General features: G+C 51.8%; 9 protein-coding genes. 1 reads left to right on the top strand and 8 read right to left on the bottom strand.

What is annotated here, in order from left to right; genetic code table 11:
• Positions 1-546: 546 nt before the first annotated feature.
• Positions 547-2,796, bottom strand: coding sequence for a ribonucleoside-triphosphate reductase, adenosylcobalamin-dependent (gene nrdJ, locus ACEPST_RS08875; protein WP_204121854.1), 2,250 nt, complete (start codon positions 2,794-2,796; stop codon positions 547-549).
• A 629-nt stretch (positions 2,797-3,425) separates the two neighbouring features.
• On the opposite strand from nrdJ, the gene ACEPST_RS08870 reads away from it, so the two are divergent.
• Positions 3,426-3,923, top strand: coding sequence for an LURP-one-related/scramblase family protein (locus ACEPST_RS08870; RefSeq protein WP_204121841.1), 498 nt, complete (start codon positions 3,426-3,428; stop codon positions 3,921-3,923).
• A 436-nt stretch (positions 3,924-4,359) separates the two neighbouring features.
• Here ACEPST_RS08870 and ACEPST_RS08865 read toward each other — a convergent pair whose 3' ends face one another.
• From ACEPST_RS08865 to ACEPST_RS08835, 7 genes are all read right to left on the bottom strand, one after another.
• Positions 4,360-5,370 carry a LacI family DNA-binding transcriptional regulator gene (locus ACEPST_RS08865; RefSeq protein ID WP_203643147.1) on the bottom strand — a complete coding sequence of 337 codons (1,011 nt, stop codon included), beginning with the start codon at positions 5,368-5,370 and terminating at the stop codon, positions 4,360-4,362.
• A gap of 777 nt (positions 5,371-6,147) precedes the next feature.
• Entirely contained in the window at positions 6,148-7,611 is a 1,464-nt protein-coding gene (locus ACEPST_RS08860) for a UDP-glucose--hexose-1-phosphate uridylyltransferase (RefSeq protein WP_204121840.1), read from the bottom strand.
• A 2-nt stretch (positions 7,612-7,613) separates the two neighbouring features.
• A complete protein-coding gene (gene galE, locus ACEPST_RS08855; RefSeq protein ID WP_125763388.1) occupies positions 7,614-8,615 on the bottom strand; it encodes a UDP-glucose 4-epimerase GalE in 1,002 nt (333 codons plus the stop codon).
• A gap of 548 nt (positions 8,616-9,163) precedes the next feature.
• Positions 9,164-10,333 carry a galactokinase gene (locus ACEPST_RS08850; RefSeq protein ID WP_125763390.1) on the bottom strand — a complete coding sequence of 390 codons (1,170 nt, stop codon included), beginning with the start codon at positions 10,331-10,333 and terminating at the stop codon, positions 9,164-9,166.
• Positions 10,334-11,151: 818 nt separating this feature from the next.
• Positions 11,152-12,597 (bottom strand): glycoside-pentoside-hexuronide (GPH):cation symporter, encoded by a 1,446-nt coding sequence (locus ACEPST_RS08845; RefSeq protein ID WP_204121839.1) that lies wholly within the window; start codon positions 12,595-12,597, stop codon positions 11,152-11,154.
• 62 nt (positions 12,598-12,659) lie between these two features.
• Positions 12,660-12,905, bottom strand: coding sequence for a hypothetical protein (locus tag ACEPST_RS08840; RefSeq protein WP_204121838.1), 246 nt, complete (start codon positions 12,903-12,905; stop codon positions 12,660-12,662).
• Between the two features lie 793 nt (positions 12,906-13,698).
• Positions 13,699-15,432 (bottom strand): phospho-sugar mutase, encoded by a 1,734-nt coding sequence (locus ACEPST_RS08835; RefSeq protein ID WP_203637811.1) that lies wholly within the window; start codon positions 15,430-15,432, stop codon positions 13,699-13,701.
• Between the last annotated feature and the right edge of the window lie 883 nt (positions 15,433-16,315).

The raw sequence follows: 16,315 nt of genomic DNA, 5'->3' as shown, positions 1-16,315 counted from the left end.
CCATTTCATTAATTTTTGATTCACGCAATAATTGGAAAACGAATTATTAATCGTACCTCTAGCAAAACTGAATACACCACAAAAGCTATCCATACTATTTTGAATACAACAAGAAGCGTTGATCAAAAATAATCAACGCTTCAAGCATACACATATTTAATTAAAAGCACCAAACGTTAGGGTTAACACCTTCCCCAGCCGGAGGTAGCCAGACAGAGCCCCGTGTCGGTGGCCTTAGCCGAGTGGTTTGCTCGGGTTAGGCCACTGACAAGCTTTCTCATACACTCGCGCGTCTCTTAGTTGCCAAAACTTATCATTCAAAAGACCAAACGTTAGGTTTAGCATCCCGCGAGTGGAGGTGGCTGGGTACAGAGCCCTGTGTCGGGGCTGTTAGACCGGCGCTTTTCCGGTCCTACAGCCCGGGACGCTGTCGAGACAGACGTCCCTTGTCTGGCTTGGCAGTGAGGCCGAAGACCGCCCTTTGGCTTCGGCCGTGCCCCACAGGACGGCGTACCCGGCCACCGCAACGGCAAGGGCATGGAAAACCTAACGGATTGGGCAGGCACCGCCGGCACAATCGGATTGGTCCACCAGCTCAATATCCTTCTGATCATGGTTCCCGGTCATGGCGGCAAAGGTTTCTGCCACGTCGGCCGTGATTTCTGCACACTTTTCCGTGTAAGTGTTGGCGTCGATGGGTTCCTTAGGCGCTTGCTTGAAGTCGGCGCCGCTGTATGGCAACAGGGACGTGGACTTGATGGTGTTCCGGTACTGCATCAGCAGGTCGCTGATCTGGTCGCCCTCTTCGGGTTGGAACGTCACGGTACAACTAACCGCGTTGTCGGACCAGTATGTCTGGAGGAAGGCCTGGGTCGCAAATTGTTCGGCGATAGAGACCTCACCAGCGGACGCAAAAGCAGATTGATCGGCGTGAGCGGCCTTCACTGGGAATTCCACGCACATCGTGTTTTGACTGTACACGTCGGGCTCAACCTTGTAGCCACTAGCCTTCAGGGCTGGCAGTAACGGGTCGCTGTCCTGGAACCGAATCCGTTGAATCAGGTAACGGGCGTAGTGGAAATGCATCCCCTCGGAAACGCCGGCTAATTTGGCCACCGTTCCGGAAGGCTTGACCGTCGTGTGCTTGATGGATGGCTGGCAACCCAACGTGTCGGAGTAATCCTTGTCCGCCTTGACCACGGCCGCGTACAGGTCGCTGAAGCGTTTAACAGCCGTCTGATTGTAAATGGGGGCCATGAACGTCTTGCCAGTTTCCGCATCGCGCTTGGCTTCAAAACCAGTGACGACGCGTTGCTTGAAGGTCTTTAAGATCCAGTCTTGAATCCCGGACATGGAGACCCCAATCCGCCGGTTCTTCTGGATGGCCTTGCGGGAAACTTCCCAGTCATAGTGACTGAATGTGACCCGCTTGGTGTACCGGGCGCCTAAGCCAAAGGCGTCCTCGAGTTGCCAGCCTTGGTCCTCGGCAACCCCGGGGAAGACTTCAAACAGGTTGCAGGGTTCCCCGTTGCTCAGGGAAATTTCGCCACAGGGGTTGGTCCCCTCAACGGCTTCATCAATGCCCTCCTGGCGGCCATCAATCAACCGGCCGTAGTTACGGGACAGGCCGAGGTTCACGATGCCGGGTTCCCCGTTGTGTTGAATGGAGTCGGCGATGGGCTGGTAATCGGTGAAGTCGCTGTCTACGGCCACACTGTTGTTGGAAGCCCACCGGTGATGGTAAAGCTTGTCCTTGTCCTGCTTCATGGTGATGAAGTCATCGTCTTCGGCGCCACCTAAGGCCAATTCAGCCGAACGCCGGACGTTCCCGGCGACGACGGTCTTGCCGATCATGTTGCCCATGTCGGTGCAGTCGACGGCGGTCAGCTTGCGGCCAACGGCACCGTTTAAAATCGTATTAATATCAAATAACATTTCTACTAATGGCATGGGACCAGAGGCCGTCCCACCAAACCCATGAATCGGCGCGTCTTTGGGCCGGATGTCACTGATGTCCAAGACAACCTTGGTCTTGCCATCGGGGTTGGTGCCGTTGAAGTGGGCATCAATCATGTTGGCGTTGGCTAAGACCCAGCCCTCACGCGTGTCTGGCAGGCGGTAGTAGCGGGTGTCGGCCAGGGAATGGGCGTGCATCCAGTCGGTCTTGTCGACGGCCCCCAACTTCAGGGAGGCATCGTAGGAGGCACTCTCGCTGTCAATGACGACGGTCAGGTCCACGTGGTTGTCGACCTGAGGCATCTGCCGGACGTTGTTAGGCGTTACGGAGAAGCCCACACCGCCGCCCTTCATCAGTTGGTCAAACATGAAGGAAAATGGCATCGAGGCCGCGATTTGTTCTGGCTTCAGGTAACTAGGAATAATGTGGCTGTCCCCGTAGGCTTGCGGCCGCACGGCGATAAACCAACAGTTGTTCAGGGCATCCCCATTGCGGTGTTGGTAGTCGGTCCCGGAGATCCACAGGTTCCGGCCAGAGGGCGTTGCGGCCAGACCGTAGATTAGTTTAAACAGGTTCTGGGCTTCGGTGGTCAGTTCGGTAATCACTTGGGCATCAACGTGGTCGGCCTGCAGCCGAGGGTCGAGGTTAATGTTACCTTCAACCACCCGTTGGACCGTTTCTGGCCACTCTTCGTTGCGTTGTTGGTCCGGTAGCCAGCGAGCGTAGGTCCGCTTGTAGGTTACCCAGCCGAGTTCACCCCAATGTGGTGTTACTTCGTTTTCTGTTTTGGCGATAAATTCGGGCGTCAGGCGTACTGGCGCAGCGGTTTCTACGTTCATCATAACAATCTCTCCCGTTCTTTAAGTCTATACCAGATATAGTATCGCATTCGCCAAGCAAATACAATATATGGATATATTTAACTGTCCCCTGGACATTTCCACCTGAGACGCTACTACCAAAAACGGCTGAAAAAGCAACCCTTTTCGTCCGCCCAGTTAATTGTAATTGGACAAACAAACTGCCCCCTACAAGAACGCCGAAATCAGCAAAGGTGAACGGCCAACACCTGACGCAGTAAACTAACTGTTTAGGACGCAATTTAATTTCAAAATCATTGCCGCGCCAAAACAAAAAAATTTAATTTTTTTCGACCAGTCAATTGGCGGTCACTTTGCTAACTACATCCCCCATATCTTGGGGGTGACCTGCCAGTCTGGCCCTATCACCATCTATTTTTCTAATGATTGGGCAAAGACCTTTACCTTCAAGCATGTGCCGACTATGATGGGGTTATCTAACGACGTGCTCCCCCTGAAGGCATCGTCTAATCCCGTTAGCCGGCTCACAACTCGGAGGCAGCTTGTCACCCGAACAGACAGTTGTCCCCGTGTGCGTGGCCCCTCACAGCCAGTGACGACCATCTGACCAGCACCAACTGGTATAGAAATGAAATGAGATGAAACTAATGCACAAGCTATATTTGACCCAACAGCAATGGGCGTTCAAAGAACGATTCAGCGTGCGCGACGACCATAACACCCCCGTCTACCAAGTCATCAGCAGTAAGTTTCAGATGCCCAAGTTTTTTGAAATTTTAGACGTCAACAATCAGGTCGTGGCAACCGTCACGAAGAAGCCCCTGAGTCTGGTAGCGACCTACTGCCTGCAGATTGGCGGCAAGACGGTGGCCACGATTCAAAAACGCCCCACTTTCCTGCGGCCCAGTTACGACCTAACGGCGGTCGGGCTAACGGTCACCGGTTCCCTCTGGGATTTAAATTTTGAAATCAAACGCCAAGACCAAGTCGTCGGCCGCGTCAGAAGGGCTGGCCTGAGCCTGAAGAACAAGTACGAAATCGTAGTCCTGGATGACGATAGCCAACTGATCCTAGTCGGCTTGGTACTGGCCGTCGACTACGGCAGACACATGGCAGCCGCCGCAGCTGTAAGCACCACCTTTTAAATGAACACGCAAAGGGACTTGGGCAATCGCTCAAGTCCCTTTCGTTTGCTTGTAGATTCGGTGGTAAAGAAAAAGCCGGGCAACGACAAGCGTCACCTGACTAGAAATAAAATTCTCAATTAAAAATTCACCCGCAAAACCCGGGTTAAGCTAGTGTCAACCGCAGGGGCTGGAAAAACTGTACAGTTCGTGGTCAGTGTCAGTGACCAGAGGCGAGCCAAGGCGACCAGCTGTGTCGATGGTCTTAGCTGAGGTTTCCCACTCAGCTTAGACCATGGGACAACCTTTGAGACCGCACTTCAGGCTCAAAGTTGAGGTGGAAGACCGCCCCTCAGTCTGGAACCGGCCCCACAGCAGGGCACCTTGAGCGCGCCGCCGGGAGCGGACGCAACCAGGCCCAGTTTTCACCAGCCCGGAGCCCCAAACAAAGACCAGCTTAACCCTTGGTGCTTTCGCGGAGCTTGAGCTCAGTCCCCACAGTAACCAACTGTGGCGTCGTCCGCCCAGTCTGCAGGCGGTTTTCGACCAAGTCCACCGCCGTTGCGCCCAGCAATTCCGTATTCACGTGCACGCTACTCAACTCAGGGAACACGTACTTGGCAATCGTCGTGTCGTTAAAGCTAAACAGGCTGACCCGTTGCGGCACGTCGATGTTATTTTCATGTAGTGCCTTGAGCGCCCCCGCCGCCATGGGATCATTGGTGATGAAGAACGCTGATGGCAGGTCATCCCCCAATTGGGCAATGGCCGTCTGCATTTCCTGATACCCTGAATGATTGGTGTAGTCGCCGCCAAAGACCAGCTTCGGGTTGTAGGTACCTCGGGCTTCCATTTCACGGCGGAAGGCCTTGTACCGGGGATCAACGACTTCGAGCTGCCCGTCCGTCGTCCATTCGCTTCCATATAATAACCCGACTTCTTGGTGACCGTGCTTGGCGTAAAAGTCGAGCACCTGGGTCACGGCGAAACGGAAATCGGTGACAACACTGTCATACCCGTGGCACAACTGATCCTGATCGACAAAGACCAGGTTCGGTGTCAGCTGAGACATCGCCTCGACCTGCGCGTCACTGAATTTTCCGATGGCAATAATCGCATCGACATCGGGATCAATGGCCTGCAGGTCGTTTTGAAACGTCCGGGTCGCCAGAATCCGCCGTTCCTCACAGCGTTTTTCCAGGCCTAAGCGAATCGACATGTAATACAAATCATCCAGTTCTTTGGTTTTCGAGTACCACTGGACAATGGCAATCTTCAACTGCTTACTAGGTGTGGCCGTTCGGTGCTTTAACTTGGTGTAGTTCAGTTCCTCTGCGACCTCAAAAATCTGTTTCCTGGTGGACTCACTGACTGACAGCGTTCTGTCGTAGTTTAAGACCCGCGACACGGTTGCCAGGGAGACCCCGACTGATTTTGCAATATCCTTTAGCGTGGCTGCGATTGCCATCACCCCCTTCATATCATTTTATCATTAAACTAATGCTGCGTGGTAACTGATTCCGCCTGCGGTTCGTTGACTCCGGCATCAGTTACCACGGCAACGTTTACTTCTACAATTATTCAGTGATTGCTGGCAATCCATAAGCCATTTCCATTCTAGCTTTCTACCATAGATATAGACTATATGCTTCCAGCACCTACACAACAACGTATGTACCAGCAAAACCAGCAGTCGCGATTCAAATAAACATATTAATAACCAACCAATTACCGCAACCACTAGTTCAACCAGTGAATTCTTTTGAAACGTCACATGGGGTTGAGCCGTCCAGCATGGCCAAAACCACACCGAACCACAACAACCCCATGGTTTGATTATTTAATTGATTGAAACAGTTACCAAGATAAGCCCGGTCACGCAGTAGCTGAGAACAGCCACCACATAATCACAACCACCCCAGCAGCCAAAGCCAACAGCCCAGACCAGTTCCCCGCAAATCTACGGGCTAAACCCGTGTGAGCCGCAGGGCTGGGAAAACTGGTCCGGTCGTGGGAGTGACCAGAGGCGAGCCAAGGTGCCCGGCTGTGTCGATGGCCTTGGTTGGGGTATTTTCCCAGCCTAGTCCATGGGACAACCTTTGAGACCGCTTCTCAGGCTCAAAGTTGAGGTGGAAGCCCGCCTCTCAGGCTGGAACCGGCCCCACAGCAGGGCTCCTTGAGCTCGCCGCCGGGAACGGACGCGACCAGGCCCAGTTTTCACCAGCCCGGAGGCGCTGTGTTGAGCCTAGACTTGCGCGATAAATGCGTCCAGGGCTGCTTGGCCCTTGGCGTCGCGCTTGAAGACGCCGGCGTCGGCCAGCACCCGAGCAAACACATCACCAATTGCTTGGTGCAAAACAGCCGTAACGTTCTCTGGCGTCACCTTGTTGTTTTGCTTGATGTCATCGGCCCAAGCCTTGTGCATATCGACCATCTCATTAGGTTGGTCAAGCAAGTACTTCGTGACTTCCGCCATTTCGTCCTTGAGTCGTGCTGGCAGGATGGCCCGCCCCATGACTTCGATCAACCCAATATTTTCCTTCTTGATGTGTTGCACATCCTGATGTGGGTGGAAAATGCCGTCAGGATACTTGTCTGACGTTTGGTTGTCTCGCAGGACTAAATCCAAAACGTAGTCGGCACCGTCACGGTACGCGATTGGCGTAATCGTGTGGTGGCGCGTATCCCCGGTGTAAGCCCGGACATCCACGGATTCATCTGAGTAACCGATCCAGCTGTTCAGCACCTTGGTAGCGGCGTTGATCAGTGGTTCTGGCTGACTCCCGGTCAACCGGATATCGGTCATGGGCCAGTTAACGACCCCAGCCTTGACCCCGGCGACACCGAGATCAATTTCCCGGTCGATGCCGGCCTTCATCATTGGGAAGGTGTGCTTCCCACCTTGGTAATGGTCATGCGTCAACATGGAGCCCCCAACGATTGGTAAATCGGCGTTACTGCCGACAAAGTAGGTTGGCAGCGTCCGGACGATTTCCAGCAGATTGGTAAACGTGTGTTGGTTGATGATCATTGGCCGGTGTTCCTTGGCCAAGAAGATGGCATGTTCTGAGAAGTAGGCGTATGGGGAGTACTGGAAGCCCCAGGTTTCGCCGCCCAGCATCATCCGGATGATCCGGTGATTGCTACGAGCGGGATAGCCTAAACGGCCCAAGTACCCTTCGTTGGTCATGCACAGTTGGTCCAGTGGGTAGCTGGTACTCTTCTGGGTCAGGGCTGCGGCGATGGCCTTGGGGTCCTTTTCCGGCTTCGACAGGTTGATGGTGATTTCTAATTCACCAGCAGGTGTCTTGGCTGGGAAGACCACATTTTTGGCAATGTTGCGCGTCTTAATGTAGTTGTTGGCTTGGCTTAACTGATAGAACCAGTCGGTCGCCTTGCTAGGACTCTCTTGATACCGGTCCCAGAAACCGCGGTTGAGCGCGGATGGGAGTGGCGTCATGAAGTCCATCAATTGCGATTCCAAGATTTCCTTGGGACTTGGTGAGTCTTCGATTTTACCGTTAGCGATAGCCGTTTCAATCATGGCGTTAACCAGATCAATGGGTTCGTCGGAAGCAGCCGCACGAGCCACGCCGTCACCAATCAAGGCGAAGATGCGGTTCGTCACGTACTGCCGGTCCAGTTCCGTGTAAGGCGCTGGGGAGGAGACAATATGATCAATGAACGTTTGAATTGTGTCTTTAGCCATAATTACTTCGTCTCCCGGTCGTTGTAGCCTTGTGGATGCGTTTGCTTCCAGTTCCAGGCCGTCCGAATGATGTCCTCAACGTTGTCAAATTGTGGCTTCCAGTTCAAGACTTCACGGGCCTTGTCACTAGCCGCAATCAACGTACTTGGGTCACCGGCACGACGAGGGGCCATCTTAGCAGGAATTTCCTTACCCGTCACTTTACGAGCGGCTTCCAGCATTTCCTTGTTGGAGAAACCAGTTGAAGAACCGAGGTTAAAGGCATTGCTGTCGTGACCGGCCTTCAGGTATTCCAGGGCTAAAATGTGGGCGTCGGCTAAATCAACGACGTGCACGTAGTCCCGAACGTTGGTACCGTCCTTGGTTGGGTAATCGCTACCGAAGATGGACAATTCCTTCCGTTCGCCAGCGGCAACTTGCAAGATGATTGGAACCAAGTGGGTTTCTGGATGGTGGTCTTCACCAATGCTGCCATCTTCCTTAGCACCGGCAACGTTGAAGTAGCGTAAAGCCACAAACTTGATGCCGTAAGCCTTGTCGGACCAGCCCATGATCTTTTCCATCATCAGCTTGCTTTCACCATAAGGATTGGTTGGAATTTGAGGATCCGTTTCCTTGATTGGGATTTGCTTGGGTTCACCGTAAGTTGCGGCGGTTGAAGAGAAGACAATCCGCTTCACGTTATGCTTGTTCATGACTTCCAGTAAGGAAACCATGCCGGCCGTGTTGTTATCAAAGTACTTCAATGGCTTTTCCATGGATTCTGGGACCACGGAGAAGGCGGCGAAGTGAATAACCCCTTCGATGTCTTCCTTATCAAAGACGTCGTTCAGGAATTTTTGATCCCGCACGTCCCCTTCGTAGAAGCGTGCCTTGCTGTTAACTGCGGCGCGGTGACCCGTAACCAAGTTATCAACTACGGCGACATCGTAACCCTTTTCTACTAAACGATCTACGGCGTGGGAGCCGATGTAACCGGCACCACCTAAGACTAAAACTGTCATTGATCAAATTCCTCCTCAATTATGTAGCGCCGCGATTGGCGAGTTTCGCCTGCGGATGCTAGGTACTCCGCTCCTGTGGGGTGTCCCCCTGAAGCCCGAGGTGCGGTCTTCAGGGGCGGTTCAAAGCCTGATACAAACCATCAGTCTTTGAACACGACCCGTGGTGTAAGCCCGGAAATTCACCGGGCTAACGCCACCGACACAGGTGCTCCGTACCTAGCCTCCTACGGCTACGGCAACAACCACGGCTCACACGCGCTCATTTCCCTGTTTGTGCGGCCTACTTGGTTATTACCTTTCCACTAATCACTTTGCTTGGTGACATGTGTTTATTTTAAACTTGTTTGTTTTGGGTGTTAAGCTGTTTCGGTGTGTTGGCGGTTGGTGGCCGTCACTATTTCTAGTTTGGGCTCCCCTGCCTTGTTGCCGAAACGTGCTACTATCGGGCAGCTAGTTCCGCTTAACCCCGCTAAACCAAGAATCCAAAACCAGGATTCTCGGCTTAGCGACGTTAATGCTCGCTAGCTAACCGCCCTTCGTATCACTCTCTACTTTTCTAATTCCTTAGGGCCGTCTGCAATTTCTGCGACGTAGAATTCTGCCTTGTGGCCGATGGTGTCTTCGTAGACCTTACCGACCTTTTCTTCGAAGTCCTTGACGTTGGCCTTCTTGACGATGGCAATGGCACAGCCACCGAAGCCGGCACCGGTCATCCGGGCACCTAAGACGCCTGGTTGCTTCCAAGCCGTTTCAACTAACGTGTCGAGTTCCTTACCGGTTACGGCAAAGTCGTAGTGCAAGGAAATGTGAGACGCGTTGACCAAGTGGCCGAAGCTTTCCAGGTCGTTGTCTTGCAATGCCTTGAAGGCCTTCAACGTCCGTTGGTTTTCGAAGACGGCGTGACGGGCCCGCTTGATCAAGGTTTCGTCGTTGATCAGGTAAGCGTTTTGGTCGAATTCATCTTCGGTCAAGTCACCCAAAGTCTTGATGTCAAGCTTCGTTTGCAAACGACGAAGGGCTTCTTCACATTGGGCGCGGCGTTCGTTGTACTTGGAGTCCGTTAACTCACGGCGCTTCTTGGTGTTCATGATGACAACCACGTTATCACCCAAGGCAAGCGGTGCGTATTCGTAGTCCATGGTGTTGGTGTCCAAGAGAATGGCTTGGTCCTTCTTACCCATGCCGATAGCAAATTGGTCCATGATCCCGGTGTTCAAACCGAAGTAATCATTTTCAACTTGTTGGCCGACCTTAACCATTTCAACTTCATCTAACTTCATGCCATAAGCGGCGTGGAGAATTTCACCCATCAACATTTCCATTGATGCGGATGAAGACAAGCCGGAAGCATCTGGTAAGTTCCCGTGAACAAAGAGGTCAAAGCCATGGTCGATGGTTAAGTTTTGCTTAGCCAGCTCGAACAGCATACCCTTCAGGTAGTTGGCCCAGTTGTCAGCCTTGTTAAAGGCAAGGTCGTCCAGTGAGAACGTTAACATCCCAGCGTCTGGCACATTGGCCGAGTAAACGCGGAATTGCTTGTCGTCACGGGCTGAGTAAGCGGCGTAGGTTCCCATGCTGATGGCAGCTGGGAAGACGTGCCCACCGTTGAAGTCGGTGTATTCACCGATCAAGTTGATTCGGCCGGGGGAGAAGAACACCCGTTGTGGTGCGACATCAAATTTTTCTTGGTATTCAGTTGCTAAGCTGGCGAAATCCATGGATATTAACTCCTTAATAAATTTTTAGTAAAACTTTACTGTAATTATCATAGTCGCTTTCACTGCCAATGTCAACGATTTTATGAAGCGCTTTCTTTATTGCTACATGGTCCTCTCAGTGCGCCTCCGGGCTGGTGAAAGTAAACCTGGTTGCTTCCGTTCCCGGCGGTGAGCTCAAGGTGCCCTGCTGTGGGGTCGGTTCCAGCCTGAGGTACGGGCTTCCACCTCAACTTTGAGCCACAGAGCGGTCTCAAAGGTTGCCCCATGCTCTAAGTAGAGAAAGCCACTCTACTAAGACCATCGACACAGCTGTCCACCTTGGCTCACCTCTGGTCACTACTACAGCTGGCCTACTTTCACCAGCCCTGCGGCTATCGTTGCGGTCCGCGGCAACAAACCACTTTCATTATTTATTATTCATTGATCATCGTGACTTTTACAACGACTGTTTGCATGTAGATTTTCTAATGGGTAGGAACATCCGTTTTAATCATTAGACTGAATCAACTAACAGAATACTTCCACTACGGCTAATAACATCGGGCAGTATGAGTGGGAGCCGGAGGTAGCTGGATAGCGAATTCTGTGTCGGTGTTCTTGAAACGAGCGGGTTTCTCGGTTCTAGAACACGGGTCGTGTTAGGAGACTGACGTTCTTTGGCAGGCTCCTAACCGCCTGGGCAGACCGCTTTTCAGGCTGCCCAGAGTCGCCCCACAGAAAGAAGCTGTCCAGCTACCGCAGGCGGGAACGCCCTCCCCCACGCACACTGGCTAAAAGAAAAGCCCTAGGAGAAAATCCCCCAGGGCCCACATTTAATCTTAGTCTTCAGTTGCGGCTTCAGCCTTTTCTTCGGCTTCTTCTTCAACCTTTTCAGTTTCTAGTTTACTTTCCAATTCCTTAACGATTTCAGCATGCTTCTTTTCTGACAAGGTTACCTTGAATTGGTAAATCAGGGCAGCCACGACCAGCAAGATCATTGGCATGTAGAAGATGAAGGAATGGAAGACGAACATCCCGTGAGCGGTAATGTCGCTAGGCTTAGCGTTACCGGTCATGCCGGCGTGCACAGCGGCCAGCACAACGATCCCCGTTGAGAAGGCCCCAGCTAATTTATCAATCAAAGGACGAACAGACAAGGTGACGGATTCGTTCCGCGTGCCGTTCTTCCATTGCCCGTATTCCACACTGTCGGTGATGGTCATCAAGGCAGCTAAGAAAATCATTGGGTATGGGAAGAAGAAGATGGCGTCGGCAATGTACATCATGATGGCACTGCTACCGGCAAGGTTAAACAGAATGTAACCAACCAGCATCATGCAGATACCGCCGATGTAAACACCTTTACGCGTAATCTTGGAAACGATGATTGGGAACAGTGGCACGGAGAGAATCCCCAGAATAGCGGTAACAATCCCGATAACACTGTAAGCAGCGGCGTTCCCGATAACGTAACGGAAGTAGTAGATCAACAGTGAGTTGGTAACTACGTAACTTAAGGCAAACAACAGGTATGAGAAACCTAACCACATCAATTGGTCATTTTCACCAATAACCTTGAAGACATCGCGGAACCGTGTCCGTTCAGTGTTTTCCCGAATCAAGCTGGTAGTTTCCTTAGTCCCAAAGAAAGTTGCCAAGGCACCTAACAGTGAAACTAATCCGATAACCGTCGCAAACCCTAACCAACCGGCACGGGTTTGGGTACTACCATGCGTCCCTGAGAATTGTTGTGAGAAGTAGATAACCAATGGGGTAACGACAATGATAACCCCTTGAGAACCCAAGGTTGAACCGAAACGACCAACCGTCCCGAACTTGTTACGAACCTTGGTATCAACACTCAAAGCAGGTAACATGGACCAGAAGGAAATGTCTTTGAATGAATAGAAGATATCCATGATGACGAAGACAATCCCAAAGAGCATGAAGTACATGGATGAGTTGGAGTCCGCTAACCCAAACAGGCTAGAGAACATCAGGATCAATCCAGCGGAACTAACGATGGCCCCGGCAAGCAGCCAAGGTTTAAACTTACCCATTTTGGTATTGGTGTTATCAACCATCCCACCAATCATGGGGTCAAAAGCAATTTCAATTAAACGAATAATAACAACCATCGAGGTAACGATTCCGGCTTCAGCAGCGGAACCCTTGCCGACGAACAGCGCACTGGTAACAAAAATAGCAAAATAAGTATTTAGGGTTGCGTAGAAGGCATCGTGACCGAACGCCCCCAAAGCATATGAGACATATTGCTTAATCATTTTCTGTTTCACACCTTTCAACGGGAGAAATGTTGCAGACAATTAACGGCGACCACTTAGTCTTAGTGGTACCGGTGTTCAATGATCTTGGAAAGAACTTCTTCCCGTTGTTGGGCCTTCGCCATATCGAACTGGGATTCTTCCAGCCGGTTAAAGTCTTGGGCCAATAACGTTGCTTCCAGGTAAAGGGTCAGTTGCCGCTTGATGTACAACTTGTTTTCTTCATCTGGATATTGTGCGTTCCCGCCCAATACCGCAGCAGCAAACTTCGCTGGGTCCAACGTAATCTTGTCATCCTTCTTAGCCATTTTGAAACACCTCTGTTTTCTAAAATAAAGTTTAGCTAAATCTGGTAAAACCTGCGCCAACGGTTTAAGTAAAATGTAAGCGCTTTACAATCATTATTCTAAGGACATGTCCGGATAAATGCAACCACTTTCATTGTGTAAAAATATACTAACTATTGATGAACCATGCAATTGTAAGCGATTGCAACCGGTTGCTTTTTCTTGATAAAAAATTTAGTAAAGCACGTAGTAAACATCATAAATCCTTTATTTTTCACGAAAACAGCCAAGCAACCGTTCTGAAAGTTTGTGAAAATGAACAGACCGAGGCGAAACTGTCGGCAACAACCGGTTGTCTTTTCCTCCTTCGGAACGGTAACCAGTCACCTCGTCATGACCACCGAACAAGTTCTCATTACTTTGTCACAACCAATAAAATCCAACTGCCTGTAAGTCCAATGCCAAGCCCCCCTTCCCCTAGCCACTAACCAAACGACCGGGTTCATCCCAATAAATTCCCCAAAAAAGAAAAACAGCCCGCGCCGGCCCCCTCACAGAAGGACCAGTCACAGACTGTTCATGTACACCGTTATTTAAGTTAAGTGATGTCAACACGGAGAAGTTAAAGAGCTGATCCGTGTGAGTGACCAGAGGCGGGCTTGGCTGAGGTTCTTACTCAGCCTAGCCCACGGGACAACCTTTGAGACCGACCCTCAGGCTCAAAGTTGAGGTGAAAGCCCGCCCTTCGGCTGAAACCGGCCCCATAGCAGGCCAACTTGAGCCCGCCGCCGGGAACGAAATCAACACGCATCTGCTATTTAACGGAGTCGACGTATTGCTTGAGAGCGGACTCGTACCCTGCCAACCGCTTTTGCGCAGCGGCATCGGTCGTGTCACTGGTCCCGATGTAGAACTTGACCTTAGGTTCGGTCCCAGAAGGCCGGATGCAGATCCAGGTGCCATCGCTCAACCAGTACTTCAAGACGTTAGACTGTGGCAGATCAATCGTGCTGGTCGTGCCATCAGCTTCGGTCTTGGTGCTCGTCGAGAAGTCTTCCACCGTGTCAATCGTACTGTCGGCAAAGGACTTCGGTGCATTTTCGCGGAACTCACTCATCAAGTGAGCCATTTGGTCAGCCCCATCGACGCCAGGGAATTCCTCAAACGTGGTCTTTTCAGCAAAGTAGCCGTAGGTCGCGTAGAGTTCTTCGATGCCGTCGTAAAGGGTCATCCCCCGCTGCTTGTAGTCGGCAGCGACTTCGGCCAAGAGCACCGTCGATTGGATGGCGTCCTTGTCCCGAACGAATGGCTTGATCAGGTAGCCGTAGCTTTCCTCGAAACCAAACAGGAAGGTGTGTTCATGAGTCGTTTCGTATTCGTGAATCTGTTCGGCGATAAACTTAAAGCCGGTCAGCACGTTCTTCATTTCAACGCCGTAAGCGGCCGCAATCTTAGTGGCCAATTCGGTGGAAACGATGGACTTCACGACACGACTGTTGGCTGGCAACTGACCCGCTGCTTTGCGGGCTTTTAAAATGTAAGCCAACAAAATCGACGCAATCTGGTTCCCGGATAACAGTTGGTATTCACCGTCTGGTTGGCGCACAGCGGCCCCTAACCGGTCGGCATCGGGGTCGGTGGCGACTAACAGGTCAGCGCCTTCCTTTTTCCCAAGGGCAATCGCCATATCAAAGGCCTGAGCGAACTCAGGATTGGGAAATGGCACCGTTGGAAATTCAGGGTCAGCAATGGCTTGTTCGGGCACCATGGTGAAGTTTTCAAAACCAGCACCACGTAAGGCCCGTTCGCCAATCACCTTACCGGTCCCGTGGAGTGGCGTGTAGATCAACTTCATGGTCTTTCCCACTGAGTGGACCAAATCGGCGTTGATGGTGACGCTCTCAACGTTCTTCAGGTAAGGTTGGTCAACGTTTTCACCGATGATCTGCAAGGTCTTAGCGGCCCGCAGTTCTTGTTCGTCGGCCACGGCAATCGCAAAGACATCCTTGGCGGAACGCACGAAATCGGTGATCATGTCAGAGGCCTTGGGTGGCATTTGCCCACCGTCTGGGCCGTAAATCTTAAACCCGTTGTATTGCTTCGGGTTGTGGCTGGCCGTGATCATGATACCCATGGCCGTGTTTAAATGCCGCACCGCAAAGGACAGCTCGGGCGTGGGCCGCATGTCATCGAAAACAAAGCTAGGAATGTGGTGCGCACCCAAGACGTGAGCGGCCTCGTGGGCAAACTCACGGGAGTGGTAACGGGAATCAAAACTGATAGCGACCCCGCGTTGCTTGGTGGCGTCGTCCAAGGTGTCCAGGTAACGGGCAACCCCTTCGGTAGCTTGACGAACCGTGTAAACGTTCATCTGACCGATACCGGGTCCCATCACGCCCCGCATCCCAGCGGTCCCAAAACTCATGGGCGCCGTGAATGCGGCTTTCTTAGCGGCGTCATCAGTGGCGATGGCGTCCAGTTCATGCTTAATGTAAGGGATCATCGTTTGCTGTTGTTGCCAAACTTGATAATTATCTTGCCAACTCATGTTCAAATCTCTCCTTATGTTTTATTGCACTTGGGTTAAACTTTGTCGTTGCCATGGCCTCCGGGATGGTGAAAACTGGGCCGTGGCGGTCGCTGTCCGTTCCCGGCGGCGGGGCCAAAACGCCCTGCTGTGGGGCCGGTTCCAGCCTGAGAAACTGGCTTCCACCTCGACTTTGAGCCACAGAGCGGTCTCAAAGGTCGTCCCATGGACTAAACTGAGAAAACCACTCAGTTAAGACCATCGACACAGCTGTGCATTTTGCCCCGCCTCTGGTCACTAACACTGACCAAGCCAGGCCATTTTCACCATCCCTGCGGCTGACACGTGTTTAACCCGCAGCAATGTGTCTATTCTATTCATTCATGGGCAAATTAGTCCATGGTATTTAAACTGGCTTCACCTAACGGATGACCGCAATAACAACCGCGATCATCCCCTAGCTTTCACCAGTAGGAATTACTCTCTAAATATATCATCAAACGCAATTTTCCAGCGTAATCGTGTCCCGACTAATCCTAAAAATTAATCGGACAGTCACCGTAGCACAACCACACCCAATAAAGACGTAGCCACGCCGCCGTCACCCACGAATCCTACTAATACTAGCGTCAGTAACTTGCGCTAACTTTAGCCGGAGGTGAACAGGTGCGGATGCCTGTGTCGAGGTTCTTAGGTCGGGCGAACTTCCCGGCCTTAGAACCTGGGACGTCTTGGAGACTCACGGTCTGGGTGAGGCTCCAGAACACGCACCAACTGCCTCTTGTCAGAAAAATCCAACAAGAACGTAGCCATACCACCGTCACCCACGAATCCTACTAATACAACCGTAAGTTAGGTGGCGGTGTGTTAGCTGAAGGTGGCTAGGTACGGACGACCTGTGACG

The sequence above is a fragment of the Levilactobacillus sp. FUA 3915 genome, from assembly GCF_044053135.1.
Classification (GTDB): Bacteria; Bacillota; Bacilli; order Lactobacillales; family Lactobacillaceae; genus Levilactobacillus; species Levilactobacillus lanxiensis.
Note: the sequence above shows the minus strand (reverse complement) of the source record. Positions and strands in the feature narration are given on the sequence as shown.